Below are 23747 nucleotides of genomic sequence, written 5' to 3' on the forward strand. Positions count from 1 at the left end.
AAAGAATGAATAATAGCCGAGTCTTGAGAATCAATGGAAGAAGATACAAATTGAATTTGAAACGTTTTCTTTTGACAGCATTAATTTTTTTTACAATATTAGGCACAATAGCTGCCACATTAATTCAGCGGATTAATAATTATGACCCCGTGACTCCCATTAACCTCTCAAAAGAAACGGCCAGGCAATTTATCCAGCTATTAGATTCTACAAAACAATACTATGTTTCTTCTAATGCTTCAGACAACACTCCGCCCATCTACGCTCTTGGCAATAATGGAATAATTAAGAAGATACTGGTCAACGCACGAAAAGTCAGCAAAACGAACCAAATCTATGTATTTAGAACACCATATCAAAACGGCCGCTATTCCATTACCCTGCCGCCGGAATCCTTAAGCAACGGGCCGCAGGTCAATGATTCAGCGCTGACTATGGCGTATCCTTTTATGTTTTATGTCAGCTCCTTTAGTGGACAACCCCAGTCTATTAATGCCTATAACTTGCAGAACAACAAAAAAAATATATTTGCATTTTCTAACGTTGTCAAAAACGCAAGTATCCTACCTGTTAACAAAAATCAAGTAAAAGTACGATTGGTTGAGAATGCCGGAAAGACGGCGAATGTTTTTCTTACTATTAATAAGAATACTGTTTCCAGCAGTTCGCCTAATGACTTGCAATATATAGCCCCTCCCTCCGATAACACGTCACCCTTTATTCGATTGGTCGAAGGGGTAAAGCAGATCATGGGCAATAGCACAGTGGCCTTTTTAGAAAACACCTGGTATCAAACTAAAGACAATTTTACAAGTCTATTTTACTCAGTAAAGAACAGGAAGCAACAAAGTAACCCAACCCGTGCCGAAGGCACCGCAGCAGCCATTCCTCAAAAGCCTGCCTTGCCAATCTCCAAAACGCCGCCTCAGACATTACCCGTTCCAGACAACAGCCCGCCTCTCGTAAAGTCAATAGTCTATCCGGATCCCTCTCGCTCATATATTAAAGCGAGCTTAGTGAAAATTAACCCGAAGCTGGTCGATTTTCATCTAACAGCAGGTACAGAAGACCCTGTCTCGGTTACGGGCATTCATGGAACCGGTATGATACCTTGGTCCGAACAGCTGCAGAATAATCTGATAGCAGACTTTAATGCTGGCTTTCAAGCTAGAGATGGAGTCTATGGCTTCATGGTCGACAATCAGCTCTATCAGCTGCCAAAAATAGGACTGGCAACCTTTTGCATCTATAAGGATGGAAAAATTGATATTGGCTCTTGGGGTAAGGAAATAAGTTCTACAACCAATATGATTTCCCTGAGACAAAACCTGCCAATGTTGATAGACAACGGTAAGCTTAATCCCCTTATTTCTGATCAGGCAAAATGGGGCGCAACAGTTAATAATGCTGTCCGAGTGTGGCGCTCTGGCATCGGGATTGACGGACAAGGGCAAATTATTTATGCCGCCGGTAATAATCTCACAGCTGAAACCCTAGCACATGCTTTACTTAGTGCCGGAAGCATCAGGGCAATGGAGCTTGATATAAACAGCTATTGGGTTACATTTAATTTCCTGCATCATATTTCCGGCAGCAGCAATGGTTCGTTGGTTGGAACAAAGCTCGACCCCTCTATGACTAGATCACCCTACCGCTATTTATCGCCTGACACAAGAGACTTTTTCTATCTAACTCTTAAAACGCCTGCACATCCATCTTAAGAATAAGGAGATCGATGTCAAGAATCTCTATACTAGTTTATCAATGCAAATTTTGCAAAAATGATGTAGTGGGTATCAGCCGAGATCAAGCTAATATAGGCTCAGCCGTATCCTATAATAACCTTCAACCTGGCAATTTAGTCTTTTTCTCATTTTTAAGCAGCGGAACGATTGACCATGTGGGCATTTATCTTGGCAACTCACAGTTTATCAGTGCAACTATCTACAAAGGTGTCACGATTTACTCCTTTACACCTTACTGATTAAACGCTTACAAAGAAAAAAAACTATCCTACGTCAGGTAATTAACCAGAGCGTAGGATAGTTTTGTAATAACGTTTGACCATAGTTAGTTGCTTTCCGCGTTAAGCTTTAGCATCTATTCCACGGGCAAAGGATTTTGTTTGAGCAGTTGCTTGCTTAGCACTAGCCTGTTTATCTTCAGCAAGTTCTTGTACTCGATGCATTTGAGACTTTACGGCCTGCAAAGCTTGTTGATATCTAGCAATCAACTGCGCGCTCCCATGCTGACGTTGCAATTGCGTTATTTGGCTTAAGTCCTGATTTGCTTGCACGGATAACAAAGTCGGATCAGTTGTGGTTACCACTGTTGACGGAGCTGATGTGCTCTGAGAACTTAATGAAACGATCGCAGCCTGACTTGTTTGGCTACTTTTTGCAGTTTGACTTACTTGCCCATTCCTTGCTGCCTGGCTGAGTTGGTTACTTTTTGTCATCTGACTAGACTGAATTACTGCGGATACATTCATACCAAAAACCTCCTTTCTCTTCTAATATCGTAAATAATTATTGGGAATGTCAGCGAGTTCGTATGAAATTAGATTAAAGTTTGATTAAAAATACTTTATCTTAATGATCCCAAGCGAGAAAGCGACTGTAGATAATACGATACCAGGCCCCCCGTGCATTCATCGCAGCTGCAAATTAGCACTTGTTAATTTATCTATTTTAATGAAACGACAAGTAAAATAGACAACAAGACTTTGGACTAGCGTGGCAAAGAGCAAGTAGTCAGTTCATTCACGGTTAGATTTTTAGTTTCATTTCGCCCTTAGAAGGAAGATCTATGCAAAACCGCGCTCCATGGGGTTCCAGGTTTTCCGCCCAAATCTTCCCTCCATGGGCGTAAACAATCCTTTTGGCAATACTTAACCCAAGACCATGTCCTGGAATTTCGCGAGAACGGGCCTCGTCAACCCGATAGAATCGATCGAAGATCAATTCCAGAGCATCAGGCGGAAAACCGGGCCCATTATCTTCGATAACAATCCTGACGTTATTATCGATATTCTGTAAATATATCCCAATAGCTCCGCCTGGCGGCACATATTTGCCGGCGTTTTCCAGAATAATTCTGATCAGCTGTTTAAGATAGAGAACATCTCCCCTTAACTCGATATCCGGGAGCAGATCATATTTTACGGTAAAGGAGCGCAGGAAAGGCAGATCTCTGGCGCTTTCAATAATAAGCTCGCTCATATTAAGAAGAACTAAATTCAGATGCAGCTCTTCCCGAGCCAAGGTCAAAAGATTTTCCACTAATTTCGTCATCATCGTTGTCTCTTCAATCATTGCGGTGGCAGAATCACGCACCATGACTGGATCTTCAGCTCCCCAGCGCTGTAAAATATCAGCATGCCCCCGAATGACCATCAACGGAGTGCGAAGTTCATGGGAAGCATTGGCCACAAATTGCTTTTGCTGTTGAAATGAAGTTTCTAACCTCTGCAGCATATGATTGAAATTTTGGCCTAACAAATCGAGTTCATCCCCGCTTCCCCGCAGCGGCAGACGTCGGTTGAGATCATTGGCTGTCAAGAGCGAAATCTCCCGATTCAGCTCAGCCAATGGAGCCAAGACCTTCCGGGATAAAAACAATCCTCCGAGGAAAGCCAAGAGCAACGCAGAACCGCACAGCCACAGCAACTGGCGCAAAAGCACAGTTTCGGCGAGTTCCACATTTTCCAAATCAGCAGCACCTTGAAGCGTACCGATGAGTTTCCCGCCGGACATAATCGGCCGAGCTATATAATAGACATCTTTGCCGTCGAGGTTCCTGACTTCTGGACCGGCCTGTCGTTCGATGGGCAGCTGAACCTGAACATTACCTTTCTTTTGGACCACATTTCCTTGCAAGGAAGTCAGTTGTATTGTCACACCTTTGGGGACATTATCATTTAAGGCCTCAGGATCACGAATATCTCCCGCCTGCCCGTCCGTGGAATCATCCAGTGCGCCGAGAACACGAGAAACGGTAGTCTCAAGGACTTGCTTTTTTTCTTTATGTAAATCCTGACTATTACCCCAATATGTGATTGCCGAGAGAATAAACACCGTCAAAAGAAGCAGAAGAATATACCAAAGTGTTATCTTCCAGGCTAAACCCCATTTAAATCCAGGCAGCCGGAATTTCCTGATCTTCCTAGTCTTCGGCCCGTAAGACATAGCCGACTCCCCTCACCGTATGGAAATAATGAACTCCAAAGCGTTCATCAATCTTGCCGCGTAAAAAGCGTACATACACATCTACAGCATTTGATTCTCCATAATAATCGAACCCCCAAACATTTTCCAGAATATGCTCTCTGGACAGAACACGATTCGGATGCTCTAAAAACATGGCCAATAATTCAAATTCTTTTTTTGTCAAACTAATTTCCTCACCTTGAAAATAAACTTGATAGGCTTGAGTATCAAGTTCAAGTTCTCGAAAGGTTAATTGCCCTGAATTTTTCTTGACCGGCGGATTTTTACGCCTTAATACGGCGCGAATCCGAGCCATTAATTCATCCATGGCAAAAGGTTTTGTCAAATAATCATCAGCACCAAGATCCAAACCAAAGACTTTATCCTGAACTTCATCTTTGGCCGTCAAGAGCAGAATTGGAGTATCTTTGCGCGCTCGAATTTGTTTGCAAATTTCATAGCCATTGAGAAAAGGCAGCATAAGGTCCAAAAGGATGACATCCCATTCCTGCGTTAAGGCCATATCAAGCCCCGTTCTGCCATCTGCTGCCAGCCCAACCCGATGTCCATGATGTTCTAATTCCAAAGCTATGACTTTAGCAATAGCACGGTCATCTTCAACCAATAATATATTGAGAGTTGTTTCCGGCATAATTTTCGACAGCCTCCTTTGTATCATCATCTCCATATTGTGCTTACTGACTTCGGCTATTAATTCCTAAACCGAGGCATACTGAAATCTATTTAACATTCTCCTCCAACCCTTAATTTACCACTAAGCGGATTAGAATCCTAATCTTCAATATTTAGAAATAAAACGTCATCTCCCTGGTTTACAAAGAACTTGCTTCCATCGAAGGGTTCAAAGGAGACAATGCGCTGCCCTGAACCCCCGACGCAGCAAGTTATGCTAGATGGTCAATCTTGTTTCCCAAATGACTTGGACTTGGCATATTGGCCGCCTTAGCTGATGAAGATTGGGCTTCAGCCAGCCGCTCACTCATGCTTTCGTTGGCTTCCTCACTGGCTCCTGTTCTCGCCGGTACATTATGGTTAACCATAGCCATTCTGGGCAGCATACTGTTACCGCTGATTCCTGTAATCATTTAATTCACCTCCTTTCTGTCTTTATCTTAATGCTTCAACATTAAAGACAGATTAAGACTGAAGTGGCTGTAACTCTACCAAAGTGGAATTCCCTTGCTTGGTCAATTGAATGAGCTCAGCCCCATCTGACGAGATGTAATTCTCATCCCCGCGTAATTTAACCTCCTTCAAATGACCGGCAGTTACAATATAGGCCGTCTGCTGATCATAAGCTATCAATTGTCCTTTGGCACCAATTAGAGTATTCGTACTGCTGCTATAAGGAATCGCGCCTTCCCATTCTGTCGTCAGCGAGGGATTGTTCGCCATGTGAGTAAGGTCAGGTGTAGTTTTAACCTTCATCAACTGATTATTTTGGACCTCTCCGATATACACTTTTCCATCTTTAATTCCTAGTATTCGATCATTGTTGTTTTCAGAAATAATTTGCCGTTTGCTGCCGTTGAGAGCGATGATCCGATGAACCCCGTTTTCCTTACTGTCCAGAAAAAGTGTTCCATACCGATCCGAGGCCGCCATATTGTCAATTGTCTCTCCCGATCTGCTTAAAGTACGAACGTTTTTCATCACGTCGATTTCCAAAAGTAATTCTTTGGACGTACCTTTGACTGTAAGATACATCAAATTAGTTGACGTGGAAACAACCAGGTTTTCAATTTTACCCCCAGCAGGGAACGAGTTTATCGTTTGATTAAACCGATCGTCAGGAGCGGTCGTCTCATTGCTGTTGGGGAGGTCCAGAGAGTATAGCTCAGTGATTTGCGGATTTCCATAACGCTTTACAATCCGAGGTGCCCCAGTAATCTCTTTGGTGACAGTCTTGGGAACTTCTCGAACAACTTTTTGATTGGGATCTTCTGTTTTCGGTATTACCGAAGCAGAACCAAACGTTGAAGCCGGCACTCGAATCGTTCTTTTGGCAGGATAAACAGTGCTATAAGTTACCGGCTGTGAGTTTTTCCTGGCATAAAAATAAAGCAACATGTTGCGGTCCGGCAGCCATTGATACATAAGAACACCTAGATTTTTATCATTGCCGGGCGGCGCCTTTTCAAAGACTACCTTATTCTGTTTAAGATTAAAAACCTTCAAGGTACCGTTTTCCGTATAAGCCAAATAATCCTTAGCATAGGAAACTTTAATCTTTGTAAGATCGGCGGCGGGAATAGTGGCTTTAAGCTGAGCTGTAATCGGTTGAGCGGTGACCCCAGGCGGCGACAAAACGTTTTGAACTTGTTTATTTAAGATAGAGTAACCGCCAAATTGCAGCAATACTGAAGCTAATGTCCAAACAAAAAAAGTACGTAGTCTCTTCTTCATCCCAGATTTCTCCTTTATAGTTTACGGATACGCAGGCCGAGCCTTCCTGAAAAAATTAGCTGAAAGTAAACCTTAAGGGGTAACGACAAAGGCAGTAGGAATATAGCGTTCTCCAAAAATATCCCAGAGCTTGTTCTCAACATGCCCATTATAGACAAGTTCCGATGAAGAACCGCCGTCAAGATTAACTGCATTGACTGCATGATAGTTTTCAAAAACATTCATCAGGTCTCGTAAGGTTGCTCCAATACTCCAAGTTGGCTGTCTGCCGTCAATGACCACAAAAATAACCGTTCCATCAGCCATTTGCCCGATTCCTGTGCGAGGCGCAATCCCCCAGCCGCCATCTCCTGAAATGACAGGATTTCCATCGACAATTAAATTTGGCCCGAAGGTAACAGCTTCAAGAATATGTTTCTGGGCTATTTGTGCCGCGGTCATATTGCCGATGATCAGCTTGCCTTGATCATTAAACCCTACAATATTAACCGCCTGATTGCCCACATTATTATGGACTATATTCCCATTTTGCACGGTGAGTCCGTCCGGAAATGCTCCGTTCCCTTTACCATTGGGATCGTAGAATCCACCCGCATTAATGCCGGCAACCGCTCCCGTGTCCTTAACAAGATCACTGACCCTTTCACCCGTTACGCCAATCTCTTTAGTAACTGCTACCTTCACTCGTTTCGGGTCTTTAATCAGCATTACTTTCCCTTTGAAGCTTGGTCCTTGAATATCTTCAATGGTAATACCGGAACTGGCATCGGCCATCACTTCTTTACGCCCAATCGTTTGACCGCTGCTAACTCCTTGGGAATCATTAAGATTCATAATTCGATCGATTTCTGCTTGGGAGAGAAATGCCTTGACAACCTGGGGATGACGGGAAGTATAAACGGAACCAACTGCCATCACTTTAAGGGCCTGAAAAGGACCCCAGAACAAAATAAATGGAGCTAAAAGCACAAAAAGGACGAGGTTATAGGCCAAAAATGCAATAATTACTTTCGCTCGAATTCTGCGTTTTCGTTTCATGAAAGAACGTCTTCCCCTTTTCTAAACTAAATCACTAAGAACTTCTCAACTCAAAAGCTATGCTATTTTACCACCCAAAGATTAAAGCAAGATGAAAAATGGCGAAAATTGATGATTAAAAAATATTAATCCAGAGAGAGTTTCTAAGAAAAACTAAAGGTTCGTACTTTATCATGAGGATGAACAAGAGGTTCGAAACTTGTTATTCAACATTTGTTGCGACAGCAATTCCTTTTTATGGAGGTGAAGCTAATCATAGGACATTTAACATTTAGTTAAAGACCTAAGAAATTAAATATAGGGAGAATCAACGTGGAAGCTATTTTATCCCACCTTGGTCAATTTGTTGTCAGTGTTATTTCTCTGTTCGGTTATCTAGGCGTTTTTCTGGCCATGGCTATTGAAAGTGCCTGCATTCCCTTACCCAGTGAGATCATTCTTCCTTTCACCGGTTATATGGTCTTTCTTGGCCGTTTCACTCTATGGCAGGCAACTCTGGCAGCCACCTTGGGCAACCTCTTTGGGGCACTTATTGCCTACTATATCGGACTGTGGGGAGGCCGACCGTTCATAAAGAAGTTTGGACGCTATATTTTTATCCGTGAGCGAGAATTGTCCAACACCGAACAATTATTCGAACGACGCGGCGAATTAACCGTATTTCTTGGCAGGCTCTTGCCTGTAGTACGAACCTTTATCTCCCTGCCCGCGGGAATCGCGAGAATGAATGCTCTCAAAATGGCTGTCTACACTGTCGCCGGAGCCCTGCCCTGGTGCTTAATGCTTATTATCACCGGCCAGAAACTGGGGGAAAATTGGAATACCCTTAAACCATTGTTTCATCGTCTCGATTTAATCGTTGCGCTTTTAATTTTGATGCTGTTAGGTTTCTGGATTATTCGCAAGAAAAAATCGCTGAAGTCTAAACAATAGTCTCCGGCGAATTTTAGGGTCACAATACTCTTACGTTCTGAACATAACAGATCAATCTTCCTTAATACATCTGTTTAGCTAATTAACTGGAGGGAAAAAAATGAACAAAAAAACTATAGCCATGGCTGCAAGTCTAGCCATTGGAGGATCTCTGCTCTTTGGAGCCGTTTTGACAAACGCTTCGCAATTATCCGGCTATGAAGCCTATAAAAACGCCATCAACGATACGAAAAATGTCCAAAATGAAACCATTGATCTGACAGCTTCCATTACCGATAATGGCAGCAGCTTGGCAAGCATTAATTCCAATCTTAAACGCAATGAAAGTTCTAACGCTATGAGTGAAGTAACTACCTTTAAATCAGCTAATGCCACTCAAACCTTCAGCAGTTACGAACAGGACGGGAAAAGAATCATTAAAAACAGTAACAGCGACCAATACTTAGTAAGAGACGACAATCATGCTAAAGCTGTCAAAGATTCCCAAAACCCAGTTGTCGAAAAGAGCATGGGAGTTGTCATCGATACCCTAGTCGGTAGTATGCAGAATAAAGTTACTACAACTGACAACGCGGACGGAACAAAGACTGTCGCCATCAACATCGGTGAAAGTGATGTAACGCCTCTGGTCAATGCTTTGACTTCTTTAGCTTTCACGGCAGAAAATCACAGGGGCTCCTACCAAAACACCGGCAATGAGAAAAATAATATGAAAGACTTCAAAGATCTTATCCCTCAGCTGCAAAACGATATTAAAGTTGTGAGTGTTAACTCAACAGGTAATATTAACAGCAATGATATTATTACAAACCAGACTGCAACAATCGTTGTTTCAGGGACAGATGCTCAAGGAACTCAACATCAACTGACATTTAAAATTGACTTGAACCTGTCCAATATCAACAGCACAACTCCGGATAACGTTGACTTAACCGGAAAGCAAGTAAAAACCGTCAGTTTTCATAATGAGGAAAACTAGTAACTGATTCGAATTAGGAACGGGGATTCGGATTCTGATTAGATTCTGATTTAACCAGATTAGATTACTCTGAGCGAATTGAATTACCTCAGGCTATAAAACAGATGGCAGAAAATGAGCAATTGTTGATTTGCTCATTTTCTGCCAATAAACAAACAAAAATGGGTGAAGCAAGTGGAAAAGGTATTAGAAGTGGCCGGACTTACCAAGATTTATAAAAATGGACGAGGGGTAAAAGATATTACCTTTGATGTTTACACAGGCGACATCTTTGGTTTCTTAGGCCCTAATGGAGCAGGAAAAACCACGGTCATGAAAGGCATTACCGGGTTAAACACAATCCAAAAGGGGAATGTTAGAATATTAGGCTATGACCTGAACTTCCAATTTGAAAGTGCCATGCGAAATGTCGGTTCTATAATCGAGACTGCCGATGTTTATGAATATATGAGTGCTTATGAAAACCTGAAATTTGTTTCTCGCTTTTATAAAAATGTTAACGAAGAAGATATTGATAACCTCTTGGAATTGGTAAATCTGACAAAATACAAGCAAGAGAAAGCCGGTAAATTCTCCCTGGGCATGAAACAGAGGTTAGCACTTGCCAGAGCTTTGCTGCCAAATCCCAAGTTAATAATTCTGGATGAACCTACTAATGGCTTAGATATTGAAGGTACAGTGCAAATGCGCAATCTAATCAAAGAACTTGCCGAAAAAAGAAAAATGACCTTCTTTATTTCCAGCCATTTAGTTCATGAGGTTGAACTAATGTGCAACAAAGTTGCCATTATTCATGAAGGACGTCTTGTCAACAGCGGCATATCCATAGAGAGCATAAAAAAAGATTTTAATTCTCTGGAAGACTTCTATCTGGATCAGGTCAAGGAAGGAGGAAAGGTTTGATGGATAGCCTGAAAGCAAATGTCATAAATGAAGTTAGAAAATTATTCTTAAAGAAAAAGACTCTTGCCTATCTGATCCTCATGGCTATGATGAGCTTTTTGACAGCACTCTTTATATCCAACATTCAGGCCAAGCTCATATTTATTGCTGTCAATTCAATCAGCTATCCCATAATGCTTTTAGCCATCTTTACGAATAGTTTTCTGCCCTTATTTGTTTTTATGGCAGCCTCAGATTTATTTCCCGGCGAAATAGCAGATAGAACGTTAAAGTTGGTTCTTACGATGCCCATAAGCCGTTTCAAGATTTACATCTCGAAACTAATTGCCATCAGCAGTTATGCCTTATTGAATTTTTGCGTTATTTTCTTTGTTTCCCTGCTTTCTGCACTTTGCTTGAATATCAAAATAACAAGCATTACAAATGTTGCCCTCAGTTACTTAGCCGATCTTGTTCCAGCGCTCATTCTGGTTATTTTCGCATCATTTATTGTCCAATTCTTTCGAAGCGGAAGTACAGCTCTCATCAGCTCTATCTTCATATTTATTGCTGTCAAAACCTTGTCACTATTTAATACCTTAGTAAATAACAACCTTTTTACCACCTATTTGAATTGGTCCTCATTGTGGCTGGCAAGTGGAACAAATCCTTTCCGAGAACTAAACTTGCTCTTGCTCCTTTTAGCCTATGGAATTATCTTCTTTACTGCCGGGTATTACTTATTTGACAGAAATGAAGTATAATCTATTTTTAATCTAATTTTAAGATTTTTGTTGTATCATAATATTTATTCCACTCAACTTATTAAACTGACTTAAGGAGGAACCCCAGTACATGAACTCATTTGACCTTCGAGGATACCACCTGTTTAACCAATTTGCCGGACACCACGCGATACTCGATAAGATGTTTTCTTTCTTCGCCCAATACTCTCTTGAAGTTTATGTCGTTCTCTTCATCATCGCCTGGTTTACTATGCCCAAATACGAGACTAAGCAGCGCCACGCCCTGCTCATCATGGGTTTATCCGGCGTCTTAGGACTAATCATCAACGTCCTTCTATCGCACATCTACTTCAGACCGCGACCTTTCACAGTACTTCCAAAAGGGACGTTTACTCAGCTTATTCACCATAGTGCAGACGCTTCCTTTCCCAGTGATCATACAACCGGCAGCTTCGGTTTTGCTGCAGCATCCTGGGGAAAGGCACCCCGCTGGATTACAACCAGCTTTACTATCTTAGCGATACTTAACGGAGTCGGACGCCTCTATGTTGGTGTACATTGGCCAACGGATGTCATTGCCGGAATGATTATCGGCATGCTCTGCGGCCGCTTGCTGTGGAAGTTCAGCTCCTTCTTTCAGCCAATCACAGACTTTGGACTGCGCTTATTCCATTATGGAGCATTTGAACGAAACGCTTTTAAATAGCAGATGACCAAATAGAGATACTCTGTCTGGAAATTCAAAGTATACAGCCCCTAATGGCATCAATTATGCCATTAGGGGCTGTGTACTTTATCCAGTTTTTAAGCCCCCTACTTCTATAAGTGAGGGTGGGTCCTTCGTTAACTTCACGTGGGGTAGAGTCCTCCTTCGCCGATAAGTATTCCTATTGGGTAAGGCGGCTCGGCAATAATGTCACTGGACATTATTGTTCCCTTTAATAAGACTATAAATACCGTCCAATCTAAGCGGCTGGACGGCATTTATAGTTTCTATATTATTGTTCTTTTAACGAGAGGAAATGAGTTCTGCTGCAGTGAACGGGTTTTCTCAGGCTAATTGCTAAACGATCTTTGTCGTCCACTCCTCTAAATTCCACACATCCGTCACCCAATCCTCATAAAAATCAGGCTCGTGGGAAACAAGAACCACCGTTCCGCGATAATTTATAATCGCTTTTTTCAGCTCTTCTTTGGCTTCCACATCCAGATGATTCGTCGGCTCGTCGAGAACCAGCCAATTCACATCTTTAAGCATCAGCTTACATAACCGTACTTTGGCGTTCTCTCCACCGCTCAAAACCATCATCTTGCTGGAAATATGCTCGCTGGTTAAGCCACACCTAGCTAGAGCTCCGCGGACTTCGGCATTAGCCATACTGGGATACTCATCCCAAACTTCTTCTAAGGCCGTCTTCTCATTTCTTCGGCTCGATTCCTGCTCGAAATAACCCGGATACAGGTAATCCCCAAGTTCTACAACTCCGGAAATCGGCTGGATATATCCCAAAAGAGTCTTAAGCAGTGTCGATTTGCCCAGTCCATTAACCCCGCGAATCGCGATCTTCTGACCGCGCTCCAGCGTCAAATTCAAGGGACTGGTCAAGGGTTCATCATAACCCAGAACAATATCTTTAGCCTCAAAAATCACTTTTCCCGGTGCCCGAGCTTCACGAAACTTGAAGGTCGGCTTAATCTTTTCCTTTGGTTTCTCGATTAATTCCATCCTATCCAGCTGCTTCTGGCGGCTCTTGGCCCGACCTGTCGTGGAGATTCTCGCTTTATTGCGGGCAATAAAATCCTCTAAGCGATCAACTTCCTTCTGCTGTTTGTCATAAGCCTTAAGTTCCTGCTGTTTGCGGGTTTCGGCAAGCTGGACAAATTGCTCATAGTTCCCGGTATAACGAGTTAAACTGGCATTTTCCACATGATAAATGACATTAATCACATCGTTTAAGAAAGGAACATCATGAGACACCAGAATAAAAGCATTTTCATAGTTAATCAAATAACGCTTCAACCACTCAATATGCTCAGCATCCAAGAAATTTGTCGGTTCATCCAAGATCAAGATCGTAGGACTCTGCAGCAAAAGCTTCGTCAATAAAACCTTCGTTCTTTGTCCGCCGCTTAAATCGGTGACATCTTTGTCTAAACCGATTTCACCTAAGCCTAAACCATTGGCAACTTCCTCGATTTTGGCATCCAGCATATAAAAACCGTTGTGCTCTAAAATACTTTGGATTTCCCCCACATCATCCAGAAGTTTCGTCATTTCCTCTTCTGAAGCGCTGCCCATCCGATCATATAGAGTCATAATCTCCGCTTCTAAATCAAACATCCCTTGAAAAGCTTCTTTCAGCACATCACGGATCGTCTTGCCTTTGCTTAAGACTGAATGTTGATCCAAATATCCGACGGTAACCCGGTTTGACCATTCGACTTTTCCTTTATCAGGCATCAGCTTCCCGGTAATAATATCTAAAAAGGTAGTCTTTCCTTCTCCGTTAGCCCCTACCAGGCCGACGTGTTCTCCTTTCAATAAGCGGAAACTTACCTCTTCCAGAATCTTGCGTCCGCCAAAACCATGACTCACGTTTTCTACATTTAAGATGCTCATTGACCCTTACTTCTCTCCTTACTTATCAAACATGCCTCCGACTTTACGTCGTTTGATGCCTTTTCGTGTTTCACCGATCTTTTGCGTCGATTTAACGGGGCCTCCCTGCTGCGAACTCTTCAATTTTTTAGCAGCCAGAATCTTCTTCATCTGTTCAATTGTCTTATCATCCATTAATTTATCTCCTATCGATCTAATTTCCCTCATTACGCTATCGAAATTCCTTTGTCCATCTCTTGACCATATCTACGAGATTGTCAATACTCACGTCATGCTCAATTGTCACTTCTTCAGTTCTTTACTTTGCTCTGGGCAATTTTTTCGGCCAGCTCATTTAAATAAGTCCAGCGCTCAATCAGTTCATCGAGCTTGATTTCCAACTCTTGCTGAGTCCTCGCTAACTCATTTAGTGTTCCAAAATCACTGCCTGCCTCATTCATCTTTTGCAGATTTAGTTGCAATTCCTCTTCAACCTGAGCGATGCGGTCATCGATTTGAGCAAATTCCTGCTGCTCCTTAAAGGTCATTTTCAGAGGACGTTCTTTTCTCCCTTCACCTGTTTGGCTTTCTTCACGTCCCCCTGAACCGGTACCTATGCCGGAAGACTTCGCGGAACTATTCCCGGTCTTGTTCGGATTGGCAATCGCCGCTCGTAAAGCCGCTTGCCGAACCTCCTGAGCTTCTTCCTGGGCTGCAGCGTAAAGCTGCTCCCGATAATCCGAATAGTTTCCTACATATTGCCGAATTAAGCCTTCTCCCTCAAAAGAGAAAATCTTCTCCGCCATCCGATCCAGAAAATAACGGTCATGGGAAACAGCAACGACTGCGCCCGGAAAGTCATCGAGATAATTTTCCAGGACCGTCAGGGTCTGAATATCCAGATCATTGGTAGGTTCGTCCAAGAAAAGGACATTCGGAGCTCCCATTAAAACCTTTAAGAGATACAGCCTGCGTTTTTCTCCCCCGGAAAGCTTACGAATAGGAGTCCACTGGGAAGCCGGCGAAAAGAGAAACCTCTCCAACATTTGCGAGGCCGTCAAAAAACCGCCATCTCCCGTTGGAATCACCTCTGCCACAGCCTTGATTTCCTCAATCACACGCCATTCCGGATTTAAAGCCGAGTTTTCTTGAGCGAAGTACCCAATTTTGACCGTTGAGCCGACATCAATAACGCCTTGATCCGGGCTTAAACGACCCGCCAACATGTTTAACAATGTTGATTTCCCGCTGCCATTCGGACCGATAATTCCTATCCGGTCATTGCGCAGCAAAACATAATTAAAGTCTTTAATGACAGTCCCCCGGTTCGGAAAACCCTTTTGCACTGCCTGACATTCGAGGACTTTTTTACCCAGACGGGAAGCCCCGGCAGTGATTTCCAAGTGATCGTTGTTTTCTGAAGGTTTCTCAGCTTGAAGCTTTTCAAAACGTTCGATTCTGGCTTTTTGCTTTGTCGAGCGGGCCTGAGCCCCTCGGCGCATCCAGGCCAGTTCATTGCGCAAGAGGTTCTGGCGTTTTTTCTCGCTGGCCTCTGCCTGCTCTTCCCGTTCCACCTTTAACTCCAAAAAACGACTGTAATTGCCGGGATAAGGATACATCTTGCCCCGATCTAATTCCAAAATGCGCCCTACGACACGATCGAGAAAATAGCGGTCATGTGTGATCATGACTAAAGCACCCTTGCGTTTATTCAAGTATTGTTCCAGCCAATCCACCGTGTCATTGTCAATATGGTTGGTGGGTTCATCCAAAACTAAAATATCCGCCGGGTTAATCAGGGCACTGGCCAAAGCGACCCGTTTCCTCTGTCCTCCTGACAATGTTCCTACAACCAAGTCAAATTTGCTAATTCCTAGCTTCGTAAGAATTGTTTTCGCTTCATTTTCCAGCTGCCAGGCATCCAGTTCGTCCATTCGTTGACCAAGAGCTATTACCTCTTGCTGAAGCTTGGAATCCTCCGGCCGGTCATTCAATCGTTCCAAAGCACTTTCATACTCGCGCAGCAATTTCATAACGGGGGAATTTCCGCGAAAGACCTGCTGCAAAACTGTGGCCTGATCATCAAACTCAGGATTTTGCGGCAAGAACTCTAACTTGACGTTATTGCCCATCGTAATACTGCCTTGATCCGGCGGTTCAACCCCTGCCAGAATTTTAAGCAGGGTAGACTTACCCGTTCCATTTACCCCGATGATCCCGATCTTTTCCCCTTCGTCAATGCCAAAGGTAATATCCTGAAAAAGGATCTTATCACTATAACTTTTCGTCAGATTTTCAGCAGTCATGATATTCATGTCAGTTCCTCCAAATATCTCATTATATCATGCTTTGCGCCAGGATTCCCGCATAAAAGTCCCATAACGATATCGCCTTAGGACATTCGTTATGGGACTAATTTTAAGGTTTCTTGAGCTAATTAAAGTAGTTGTTTTAGATTTGACCCAGTCGTAAGGCTCCCGCTTCTATAAATGGGAGTGGTTCCCACACCTTGCTTCAATAGGGTGTAGAGTCCATCCTCAGCGCGATAGCATTTGTTCTGGGCTAGACGCTTTCGGTGAACGAGTTCTCTAACCAACTTTCTTATTAACCATGATATCAAGAATAATCCGATCCACTTCTTTAGTGCCTTGAGTCGCGAGGCGGCCAAGGTTAGCTATGGTCTGTTCGGCCGTCTGCTCAATAATACCGTCGGTAGACTGAATGGCAAGCCCCTCCATTGCCATGATCGCAGACTGCACCGCAGTGCTCGTACAAGTCGACAGTTTCAGAGCACATCCGGCCTTTGCCCCATCACAAAACATCCCGGCCACATTACCCTGCATATTCTGAATGGCCCTTTGAATTTCATTCTTACCGCCGCCTAACAAATAGGTAATACCACAGCTGGCACCGCTGCCTGACGCTGTTGCTCCGCAAAGAGCCGAAAGACGGCCGATTTTGGTTTTGATATAGATGGCGATGAGATTGCTTAATGCCACGGCCCGTATTAATTGATCCTCAGCAGCGCCTAATTTTTCCCCCACAGCTACAACAGGCAAGGTAGCTGAAATTCCTTGATTTCCGCTGCCCGAGTTACCCATGACAGGCAAGGGACATCCCGACATTCTGGCATCCGAAGCGCCTGCGGTTAAAGCCATAGCCCGGGTGATCAAATCATCCGCAAATAAGCCTTTACGGATATTCTCTTTGATCGTTTTGCCGACTTGTAAGCCATACTCATTGAATAAGCCTTCTAAGCCAATCGTTTTATTCAGCTCAATCGCCTTCTTAATAATCGTCAAATCCTCTGGGTTTACCGCTTGCACAAAGTCCCAGATCGAGTCCAGAGATAAAAAGGAATACTCCGTCTCCTCGTTGTCATCCTTTCCCTCTTCAGCCAATGTATTAAGAATCGTTTGACCATCAACTTCGATAAGAGCAACACGGGTATGTTCATCAGCAACAATAACTCTGGCAAACGATTCAGACGTCGCCAAAATCACTTCAATATATAATTTCTTTGAGGTCTCTGCAACCTCGACAGTAACCCTCTCTTCCCTGATCATAGACCTGGCCTTTTCAACATCGAGCGAACTCAGGCCTTCCAGAACCTCCAGCCCTTTAGTGCTGTTTCCGGCAATAACCCCCAATGCAGCAGCCAAATTAACGCCGCTGTTCTTTGTCCCGGGAATAGTGACAGACATTGCATTCTTAATAATGTTAGCGCTTGCAAATACGTTTATAGACGTGACCTCTCCTTTGACATACGTCTTAGCTAAAGCGGCGGCAAAGGCAATGGCCATAGGCTCAGTACATCCTAAAGTAACGACAAGTTCCTTCTCCAGCAGCCCTAAAAATTCAACATCGTACACTAATTATCCCTACTTTCTCAGCTAAAATAAGTGCATTTTACTTTATTCTTCCCGATTAAGAAAACTCCTTTATTTATTTGCGATGATTTTCTCTTCATTTGAGAAAGAATTACCGGAACGAGAATTATAAACTGAGAAATACATTATATCGATTCATTAGATTTGTTGAACTTGGGAAGACTATTTTGGGATCAGAAATAATTACGAGAAAGTTAAAGGAGGTTATCGCTTATGTTATGCGCCGAAGTATCTGTTTATCCGCAAAAAACGAATAGTTCCAGCGATGTCATCAACAAATCAATCAGCTCTCTTTCCAACGAAAATATCAAGTATGAAGTCGGTTCACTCAGTACTCACATCGACGGAAATGACGAACAAGTATGGAATGGCATCAAGAAAGTTTTTGATGCTGCCAAAACCTCTGGAGAAGTCAGTATGGTCGTAACTATTTCTAATTCAGCTCATTAACTCTGTTGGTATTAAATCTAACTGACACCAAAAAAGAGCCTTGCGGACTTCAGGATCAGAAGTTCACAAGGCTCTTTTAAGATCAAGAAAATCTCTCATGGAGGGAGACAAAGCTCACATCTCAAACTCTCCAGACGATCCTGCCGTTCTTGATCACCACATCAACAGGATTATTGCCAAAATGATACGGTAAATAATCGAGATTAGGAACATTCAGAACTAAGATATCTCCTTGCTTGCCGACTTCCAGACTGCCTGCCTGAGCGGCTCTGCCCACCGCATGGGCCGCATTGATCGTTGCCGCTGTCAAAGCCTCCTCCGGAGTCAGATGAAGATAAAGACAGGCAAGAGTCAGAACAAAAGGCATTGATTCCGTCGGCGATGATCCGGGATTGCAATCTGTTGCCACAGCAACAGGCACCCCTGCTTCGATCATTGCCCGTGCCCGAGCATAAGAATTTTTAGCAAGATTAAAGGAGTTTGCCGGGAGGAGAACAGCAATAACTCCCTGTTCAGCCAGAGCTGCAATGCCTTCAACAGAAGCCTGCAGCAAATGATCGGCACTAACGGCCTCCAGTTTGGCCCCTAATTCAGCGCCTCCGGCGGATTCTAATTCATCCGCGTGAATTTTAAGCTTTAAGTTCAATTCCTTGGCTTTGCTTAAAATCCTCTCACTTGATTGGACACTGAAAACTCCCGGCTCACAGAAAACATCACAAAACTCTGCCAGCCCTTGAGAAGCAACTTGAGGCAGCATATCCTCCACAACATAGTCCGTATACTCATCTTCAGTATACCCAGAGGGGACGGCATGGGCGCCCATAAAGGTTGGAACGAGGTCCAAATCCTGCTCCAGATTTAATTCCTTAATTAAACGTAACATTCGCAGCTCTTCCTCAACGGTAAGTCCATAGCCGCTCTTAACTTCTGCCGTCGTCGTTCCATGACTTAACATCGTCTTCAGACGGCTTCTGGTTTGCGCCTTTACCTCCGCATCAGAAGCCAGCCGCGTATCCCGAACCGTAGCATGAATTCCTCCGCCTTGCTGGAGGGTTTCCATGTAGGGTACACCCTTTAATTTCAGGGATAACTCATTTTCCCTCGAACCTGCATAAATGACGTGGGTATGCGGATCAACAAACCCAGGTGTTACCACTTTACCCTGAGCATTAATTTGCACGGTATAGGGGCCAACCCATCCCTCTGCTAAAATATCCTCTGTCGAACCAACTGCAACAATCTGACCTTCGCGCAGAACTACTGCGCCGTTTTCAATTAACCCGATCTCCGCCATTCCCTCTCGGCGCGCCGGAGAGTCAGAGTGTCCTCTCATCGTCACCAGCATATCAGCAGAATGAATTACAAGATCTGCGCTCGGCATGATATCATCTCCTCTAGAATCTGATTCCTAGTTCCTCTCTTATCCTAAAACCCAAAAACTCTCTTCACTAAGAGCTGCCGATAACAACTATCCCCATTTTCTCTCATTATTGTTTGCCAAACTTTCCCCTCTTACTATACCAGTTAATGCATTGATATCAAGATCTTTTGCCGGTCTTTTTAAAGCCTTTAACAAAGCCATTGCTTACTATATTAAGGACAAGTCCTTCAGAAATAGTGATTATTTTTGTTTTTTAGACATTTTTCCCCTTACTTCGCAAATAAATTATGGGATCATTATGTTAGAATGTTATAAGATAAAATAAGTTTTCGTTCGATAATTGCCCTTTGTTTATCTTACCGACCGATCCGATTTCAATGTCAGAAAGAGAGATAATGATTTAATGACCATTAAAAATAAAACAGCGATAGTTTTGTCCATAGCAATACTGTTCACCATGGCAAGCGTTATCGATTCAAATAATGTTCAAGGAGCGGAGAATACCGCAGCTGCCTCAACAACTACTACAACTACCACAACTACTACAACTACTACTCCTACTACAACTACTACTCCTACTACAACTACTACTCCTACTACGTCTACTACTCCTACTACGTCTACTACTCCTACTACGTCTACTACTCCTACTACTTCTACTACTCCTACTACTCCTATGATTTCTAAGTTAACCGGAATTAAAAAGCTAAAAAACAGTAACATTCGCGTTGTCATACTTGGAGATTCCATCGCGGTAGATCAAGGGGCTTCCAATCCTGCAACAACAGGATGGGAGTCAAATCTTTTTACCTCTTTGACCTCACTCTATTTACATAATATATTATGGTACAACAAAGCTTCTTCCGGTAAGCTTGTTGATTATTGTTTACAAAGGGCAGATGAAATCGAGAAAAATACAGATGCTGTGTTTATTTGCGTAGGAAGAAATGATCGAAACTATTATACGCCTGATCAATTTAGCCAAAAATACATTCAGTTAATCCAGCTCATAAAAAGCAAAGCACCAAATGCGGATATATTCTGCATTGTTGAACCTCCAATGGTGTCCTCTGATGAATCTCTATTTAAAGCGATAAGATTGCAAATAATCAACGTTGCCAAAAATCATGGAGCAAACTTATTGGATGTCTGGAGTGCTTTTCCAACGAATCAAACTGATTTGGCTGCCGTATTATCAGACGGACTTCACCCCAAAGACACAGGTTATAAGCTAATGTCCGATTACATATACAAGCAATTAGTAACAAAGATAAATGAAGATAAGTAAAATACCTATAAAAAAGGCTTCCGGGCTAATCCCCAGAAACCTTTTTCCGCTTCTTTAGCAGAACTTTCGGAGCAACACGCTAAAAGCTCTAATCAGGCAAGACAATCAGCGGCTTTTCTTTCGACGGTCTGTAAAGCAAAAAATTCCTGCCGATGACTTGAACCAGCTCAGACCTTGTCTGTTCGGCCAGTTCAGCTGCGACACTTTTGGGCTCCTCCAGGCAATTTTGCAGAACCCGGCCTTTGATCAGTTCACGAGCCTCCAAGGCCTCATTGGTCTGAGTGACGACGTTTTCCCCAATTCCGCCCTTACCGACTTGAAGAATCGGGTCCATTTCATTACCCATCGCCCTTAAATAACGTTTTTGCTTACCTTTTAACACAAAGTTTCCTCCTTAATTAAACGAAACGCCTTTGTTCCTTCTTTTTTATCATCCTTAATTCGATCTCTTTTACTCAAGCTCATTCATATCTCAAAGCTGTAATCGGTTCAAGTTTCGCAGCCTGCAGCGCCGGGTAATAGCCAAAGAAAAGTCCGACTGCCAGGGAAAACGTCACGGCAAAGAGAATCGCCCATCCAGATAACAGCGGCGGCCAGTTTAAAAGATTCGCCGCCGTCAGAGCACTTCCCACACCCAGGGCAATCCCCACAATACCTCCCGTCACTGCTAAGACAATCGCTTCCAAGAGAAATTGCAGCAAAATATCGCGCTCTTTGGCCCCGACAGCTTTCCGCAGGCCTATTTCATGCGTTCGTTCCGTCACCGATACCAGCATGATATTCATGATGCCAATCCCGCCGACCAGAAGCGAAATCGCGGCGACCAAGCCAACGATACTCGTTAAAATTTGAGTAATTTTATCGGCAGACTGCACTAACTGCTGGACGTTATAGGCTTCATACTGATCAGTCGTTCCATGACGCACGTTCAGAATGCGTTTCGCACTGGAGATTACGCTGTCCAGATCAGATTCCTGATACGTTGCCCCCTCTAACTGATCAACCCGAGTCGATTGGAAAATATCAGTCCAAGTCCCCCAGGGAACATAGGCATAGGAATTCTGTGGACCCACTTCAAACTGAGAAAAGGCCGAGGTATCTTTAGCCAGAACTCCGATAACTCTGCAGGGAACGTTTTGGATCATCACCTGCTGTCCCAAAGGATTACCGGCTCCAAACAACGTATCTGCCAGGCTTTGGTCAATGACTACAACACGCCGTTCCGCATCATATTCCTCCCCGGAGAAAAAGCGTCCCAAGGCCACATCCCGGCTGCGCAAACCGGCGAATTCCGAAGTTGTTCCCACGATCATGGCTGAGGAATCTTTTTGATTAACTTCCAAAGCAGCATAGTTAACACTCGCCGGAAGCAGCGTCTTAACTTGGGGTAAGGACCTTTTTAACGTTTCACAGTCCTGCAGGGTCAAGACGCTATTCTCGGATTGTGCCGTTTGGGCAGAAGATTTCGGATACAAAACAAAAAGATTAACACCGCTTTTTTCCATTTCCTGCATAATAGCAGCTTTGCCGCCCAAGCCGATGGTTACCACAGCGATAACGGCAGCAATTCCTATGACAATACCCAACATAGTCAGGCCTGTCCTCAGCTTGTTGGTCCGCAAACTAAACAGGGCTCCCCGCAAGGCCTCGTACAGACTCATGCTCCATCACTCCCCAAATCGGGCGTTACAGCCTGACCCTCGGAAAGTTGATTCGTCGGATTGAGAACAATCTGATCCCCGGATTTAAGACCGGCGGTAATCTCCTGATCGGTATCATTGCCAATCCCCACCTTGACCTCCGTTTTGTGAAGAAGCCCGTTCTGAATACGATAGACGTAATTCTTGCTTCCCTCCTGAAATACGGATTCCAGAGGAACTGCCAGAACATTTTTCTTCGTGGCCACAATAGCTTGAACTGTCACGGAATAACCCGGCTTCAACAAAACGGGCGCTTGATCTAAACGGACCGTCACCGCCACAGTTGGAGATGCATTTCCTTGAGCGGATGGCTGAATAACCGCCTCAGGTGCAATTTTAGCAATAACTCCCGTCAGAGAGGTGCTCCCTAGAGTCTTGCTGGTCACTGTCACTTTTCCGCCCATCTTCAGCTTAGCGGCGTCCATTTCATTCAGCTGCATGTTCACATTCATATGCTTCAGATCCGCAATCACTACTAAGGGCTGTTGGACCGGTGCCGGATTGCCGGCCTGAACATTAACCTCAAGAGCTGTCCCGTCAAGGCTCGACTTATAGGTTAATTGGTCTCTCTGGGCCTGAGCAACCTGCAAGGCTTCCTGGGCCTGCTTTAAGGCGGCCTGACTCTGGGCCAAAGTCCCTTCAGCCTGGTGAACTGAACTTCCCAGGCCGCTGCTTGATAAAGCACTTGGGAACGCTGAACCCCCTGATGCCGGATTAAGGCCGGCACTCCCAGAATTACCGTTGATATTTCCGCCGCCGGTTCCGCTGATATTAACAGTACCTGCACCCGCTTGTGCGGCTCCGGCAGTTGCTGCAGAGCTTTGAACAGCACTCTGAGCTTGCTTCAAATCTGTCACATTACCTTGGGCAGCATTTACGCCCGCCTGCGCCGCATCGACATTCGCCTGAGCCTGAGCGACTTGAGCATTGGCCAACGTCTGATCAAGGCCGACCAGTACCTGACCGGTTTTGACAGAGTCGCCCGCCTTCACGGTAACCTTAGAAACAAGACCGGGGTTTAAGACATAAACATCCTGGCGCGAATTAGGAACGACACTTCCTGTGGCATAAATGTCTTCCTGCATCGAAATCGGAGACACTTTGCCGGCACTGACCTTCAGCGGACTCTGAGCATTTCGCGAAAACCACCAGCCGCCAGCCGCCAGAAGGACAACTACGATTCCTATTCCCCACCAGAGACGTTTCTTCACAGTACTACCTCCAAA

24 protein-coding genes are annotated in these 23747 nt (G+C 43.9%); 10 read left to right on the forward strand and 14 right to left on the reverse strand.

The features are described from left to right. Positions 1 to 5 precede the first annotated feature (5 nt). The gene (locus DEAC_RS10305; RefSeq protein ID WP_047809961.1) at positions 6 to 1721 is read left to right on the forward strand and encodes a phosphodiester glycosidase family protein; all 1716 of its coding nucleotides are present in this window, start codon (positions 6 to 8) and stop codon (positions 1719 to 1721) included. A 14-nt stretch (positions 1722 to 1735) separates the two neighbouring features. After that, entirely contained in the window at positions 1736 to 1984 is a 249-nt protein-coding gene (locus tag DEAC_RS10310) for a C40 family peptidase (RefSeq protein WP_053006371.1), read from the forward strand. Positions 1985 to 2086: 102 nt separating this feature from the next. Here the strand turns inward: DEAC_RS10310 and DEAC_RS10315 are convergent, their stop codons facing one another. The 6 genes from DEAC_RS10315 to DEAC_RS10340 all read right to left on the reverse strand — a co-directional run bounded on the left by DEAC_RS10315 (position 2087) and on the right by DEAC_RS10340 (position 7673). Then, positions 2087 to 2491, reverse strand: a complete 405-nt coding sequence (locus DEAC_RS10315; protein WP_047809962.1) for a hypothetical protein — start codon at positions 2489 to 2491, stop codon at positions 2087 to 2089. A gap of 277 nt (positions 2492 to 2768) precedes the next feature. Beyond that, positions 2769 to 4187, reverse strand: a complete 1419-nt coding sequence (locus tag DEAC_RS22190; RefSeq protein ID WP_053006372.1) for a sensor histidine kinase — start codon at positions 4185 to 4187, stop codon at positions 2769 to 2771. Continuing rightward, positions 4165 to 4860 (reverse strand): response regulator transcription factor, encoded by a 696-nt coding sequence (locus DEAC_RS10325; RefSeq protein ID WP_047809963.1) that lies wholly within the window; start codon positions 4858 to 4860, stop codon positions 4165 to 4167. Before DEAC_RS10325 ends, DEAC_RS22190 begins: the two co-directional genes overlap by 23 nt. A 253-nt stretch (positions 4861 to 5113) precedes the next feature. Then, a complete protein-coding gene (locus tag DEAC_RS10330) occupies positions 5114 to 5314 on the reverse strand; it encodes a hypothetical protein (protein WP_047809964.1) in 201 nt (66 codons plus the stop codon). 52 nt (positions 5315 to 5366) lie between these two features. After that, positions 5367 to 6635 carry a hypothetical protein gene (locus DEAC_RS10335; RefSeq protein ID WP_047809965.1) on the reverse strand — a complete coding sequence of 423 codons (1269 nt, stop codon included), beginning with the start codon at positions 6633 to 6635 and terminating at the stop codon, positions 5367 to 5369. Between the two features lie 72 nt (positions 6636 to 6707). Next, complete coding sequence (locus tag DEAC_RS10340) at positions 6708 to 7673, reverse strand: phosphodiester glycosidase family protein (RefSeq protein WP_047809966.1); 966 nt, start codon at positions 7671 to 7673, stop codon at positions 6708 to 6710. Between the two features lie 312 nt (positions 7674 to 7985). Between DEAC_RS10340 and DEAC_RS10345 the strand changes: the two genes are divergently transcribed. From DEAC_RS10345 to DEAC_RS23535, 6 genes are all read left to right on the forward strand, one after another. Continuing rightward, positions 7986 to 8606 carry a DedA family protein gene (locus DEAC_RS10345; RefSeq protein ID WP_047809967.1) on the forward strand — a complete coding sequence of 207 codons (621 nt, stop codon included), beginning with the start codon at positions 7986 to 7988 and terminating at the stop codon, positions 8604 to 8606. Between the two features lie 100 nt (positions 8607 to 8706). Then, a complete protein-coding gene (locus DEAC_RS10350; protein ID WP_047809968.1) occupies positions 8707 to 9585 on the forward strand; it encodes a hypothetical protein in 879 nt (292 codons plus the stop codon). A gap of 174 nt (positions 9586 to 9759) precedes the next feature. After that, complete coding sequence (locus DEAC_RS10355; protein WP_047809969.1) at positions 9760 to 10488, forward strand: ABC transporter ATP-binding protein; 729 nt, start codon at positions 9760 to 9762, stop codon at positions 10486 to 10488. Continuing rightward, positions 10488 to 11231: an ABC transporter permease gene (locus DEAC_RS10360; protein WP_047809970.1), complete on the forward strand. Its 744-nt coding sequence runs from the start codon at positions 10488 to 10490 to the stop codon at positions 11229 to 11231. Before DEAC_RS10355 ends, DEAC_RS10360 begins: the two co-directional genes overlap by 1 nt. 91 nt (positions 11232 to 11322) lie before the next feature. Next, a complete protein-coding gene (locus DEAC_RS10365) occupies positions 11323 to 11919 on the forward strand; it encodes a phosphatase PAP2 family protein (RefSeq protein WP_047809971.1) in 597 nt (198 codons plus the stop codon). A 207-nt stretch (positions 11920 to 12126) separates the two neighbouring features. Further along, positions 12127 to 12273, forward strand: coding sequence for a hypothetical protein (locus DEAC_RS23535; RefSeq protein WP_161796439.1), 147 nt, complete (start codon positions 12127 to 12129; stop codon positions 12271 to 12273). 3 nt (positions 12274 to 12276) lie between these two features. Here DEAC_RS23535 and DEAC_RS10370 read toward each other — a convergent pair whose 3' ends face one another. From DEAC_RS10370 to DEAC_RS10380, 4 genes are all read right to left on the reverse strand, one after another. Then, entirely contained in the window at positions 12277 to 13833 is a 1557-nt protein-coding gene (locus DEAC_RS10370) for an ABC-F family ATP-binding cassette domain-containing protein (protein WP_047809972.1), read from the reverse strand. A gap of 18 nt (positions 13834 to 13851) precedes the next feature. Then, complete coding sequence (locus DEAC_RS23855) at positions 13852 to 14007, reverse strand: hypothetical protein (protein WP_088188452.1); 156 nt, start codon at positions 14005 to 14007, stop codon at positions 13852 to 13854. Positions 14008 to 14123: 116 nt separating this feature from the next. After that, positions 14124 to 16127, reverse strand: coding sequence for an ABC-F family ATP-binding cassette domain-containing protein (locus DEAC_RS10375; RefSeq protein ID WP_047809973.1), 2004 nt, complete (start codon positions 16125 to 16127; stop codon positions 14124 to 14126). A 273-nt stretch (positions 16128 to 16400) separates the two neighbouring features. After that, on the reverse strand, positions 16401 to 17684 hold the full coding sequence (locus tag DEAC_RS10380) for an L-cysteine desulfidase family protein (protein WP_047809974.1): 1284 nt from the start codon (positions 17682 to 17684) through the stop codon (positions 16401 to 16403). A gap of 231 nt (positions 17685 to 17915) precedes the next feature. Here DEAC_RS10380 and DEAC_RS10385 point away from each other — a divergent pair, with 231 nt between their 5' ends. Further along, positions 17916 to 18152 carry a YkoF family thiamine/hydroxymethylpyrimidine-binding protein gene (locus tag DEAC_RS10385; protein WP_047809975.1) on the forward strand — a complete coding sequence of 79 codons (237 nt, stop codon included), beginning with the start codon at positions 17916 to 17918 and terminating at the stop codon, positions 18150 to 18152. A 121-nt stretch (positions 18153 to 18273) separates the two neighbouring features. Here the strand turns inward: DEAC_RS10385 and hutI are convergent, their stop codons facing one another. Continuing rightward, on the reverse strand, positions 18274 to 19533 hold the full coding sequence (hutI, locus tag DEAC_RS10390) for an imidazolonepropionase (RefSeq protein WP_047809976.1): 1260 nt from the start codon (positions 19531 to 19533) through the stop codon (positions 18274 to 18276). 457 nt (positions 19534 to 19990) lie between these two features. Between hutI and DEAC_RS10395 the strand changes: the two genes are divergently transcribed. Further along, entirely contained in the window at positions 19991 to 20821 is an 831-nt protein-coding gene (locus DEAC_RS10395; protein ID WP_242847121.1) for an SGNH/GDSL hydrolase family protein, read from the forward strand. 88 nt (positions 20822 to 20909) lie between these two features. Here the strand turns inward: DEAC_RS10395 and yhbY are convergent, their stop codons facing one another. The 3 genes from yhbY to DEAC_RS10410 all read right to left on the reverse strand — a co-directional run bounded on the left by yhbY (position 20910) and on the right by DEAC_RS10410 (position 23732). Further along, complete coding sequence (yhbY, locus tag DEAC_RS10400; RefSeq protein ID WP_047809977.1) at positions 20910 to 21203, reverse strand: ribosome assembly RNA-binding protein YhbY; 294 nt, start codon at positions 21201 to 21203, stop codon at positions 20910 to 20912. Between the two features lie 79 nt (positions 21204 to 21282). Beyond that, a complete protein-coding gene (locus tag DEAC_RS10405) occupies positions 21283 to 22482 on the reverse strand; it encodes an ABC transporter permease (RefSeq protein WP_047809978.1) in 1200 nt (399 codons plus the stop codon). Further along, complete coding sequence (locus DEAC_RS10410) at positions 22479 to 23732, reverse strand: efflux RND transporter periplasmic adaptor subunit (protein ID WP_047809979.1); 1254 nt, start codon at positions 23730 to 23732, stop codon at positions 22479 to 22481. Before DEAC_RS10410 ends, DEAC_RS10405 begins: the two co-directional genes overlap by 4 nt. Positions 23733 to 23747: the final 15 nt, after the last annotated feature.

This window comes from Desulfosporosinus acididurans (genome assembly GCF_001029285.1).
Lineage (GTDB): Bacteria > Bacillota > Desulfitobacteriia > Desulfitobacteriales > Desulfitobacteriaceae > Desulfosporosinus > Desulfosporosinus acididurans.

Coding starts and splice junctions, on each gene's coding strand:
- DEAC_RS10385 (WP_047809975.1), top strand. CDS start 17,916: ATGTTATGCGCCGAAGTATCTGTTTATCCGCAAAAAACGAATAGTTCC.
- DEAC_RS10325 (WP_047809963.1), bottom strand. CDS start 4,860: ATGCCGGAAACAACTCTCAATATATTATTGGTTGAAGATGACCGTGCT.
- DEAC_RS23855 (WP_088188452.1), bottom strand. CDS start 14,007: ATGGATGATAAGACAATTGAACAGATGAAGAAGATTCTGGCTGCTAAA.
- DEAC_RS10310 (WP_053006371.1), top strand. CDS start 1,736: ATGTCAAGAATCTCTATACTAGTTTATCAATGCAAATTTTGCAAAAAT.
- DEAC_RS10340 (WP_047809966.1), bottom strand. CDS start 7,673: ATGAAACGAAAACGCAGAATTCGAGCGAAAGTAATTATTGCATTTTTG.
- DEAC_RS10335 (WP_047809965.1), bottom strand. CDS start 6,635: ATGAAGAAGAGACTACGTACTTTTTTTGTTTGGACATTAGCTTCAGTA.
- DEAC_RS10330 (WP_047809964.1), bottom strand. CDS start 5,314: ATGATTACAGGAATCAGCGGTAACAGTATGCTGCCCAGAATGGCTATG.
- DEAC_RS22190 (WP_053006372.1), bottom strand. CDS start 4,187: ATGTCTTACGGGCCGAAGACTAGGAAGATCAGGAAATTCCGGCTGCCT.
- DEAC_RS10360 (WP_047809970.1), top strand. CDS start 10,488: ATGGATAGCCTGAAAGCAAATGTCATAAATGAAGTTAGAAAATTATTC.
- DEAC_RS10375 (WP_047809973.1), bottom strand. CDS start 16,127: ATGAATATCATGACTGCTGAAAATCTGACGAAAAGTTATAGTGATAAG.
- hutI (WP_047809976.1), bottom strand. CDS start 19,533: ATGCCGAGCGCAGATCTTGTAATTCATTCTGCTGATATGCTGGTGACG.
- DEAC_RS23535 (WP_161796439.1), top strand. CDS start 12,127: ATGTCACTGGACATTATTGTTCCCTTTAATAAGACTATAAATACCGTC.
- DEAC_RS10305 (WP_047809961.1), top strand. CDS start 6: ATGAATAATAGCCGAGTCTTGAGAATCAATGGAAGAAGATACAAATTG.
- DEAC_RS10350 (WP_047809968.1), top strand. CDS start 8,707: ATGAACAAAAAAACTATAGCCATGGCTGCAAGTCTAGCCATTGGAGGA.
- DEAC_RS10370 (WP_047809972.1), bottom strand. CDS start 13,833: ATGAGCATCTTAAATGTAGAAAACGTGAGTCATGGTTTTGGCGGACGC.
- DEAC_RS10365 (WP_047809971.1), top strand. CDS start 11,323: ATGAACTCATTTGACCTTCGAGGATACCACCTGTTTAACCAATTTGCC.
- DEAC_RS10405 (WP_047809978.1), bottom strand. CDS start 22,482: ATGAGTCTGTACGAGGCCTTGCGGGGAGCCCTGTTTAGTTTGCGGACC.
- DEAC_RS10395 (WP_242847121.1), top strand. CDS start 19,991: ATGGCAAGCGTTATCGATTCAAATAATGTTCAAGGAGCGGAGAATACC.
- DEAC_RS10315 (WP_047809962.1), bottom strand. CDS start 2,491: ATGAATGTATCCGCAGTAATTCAGTCTAGTCAGATGACAAAAAGTAAC.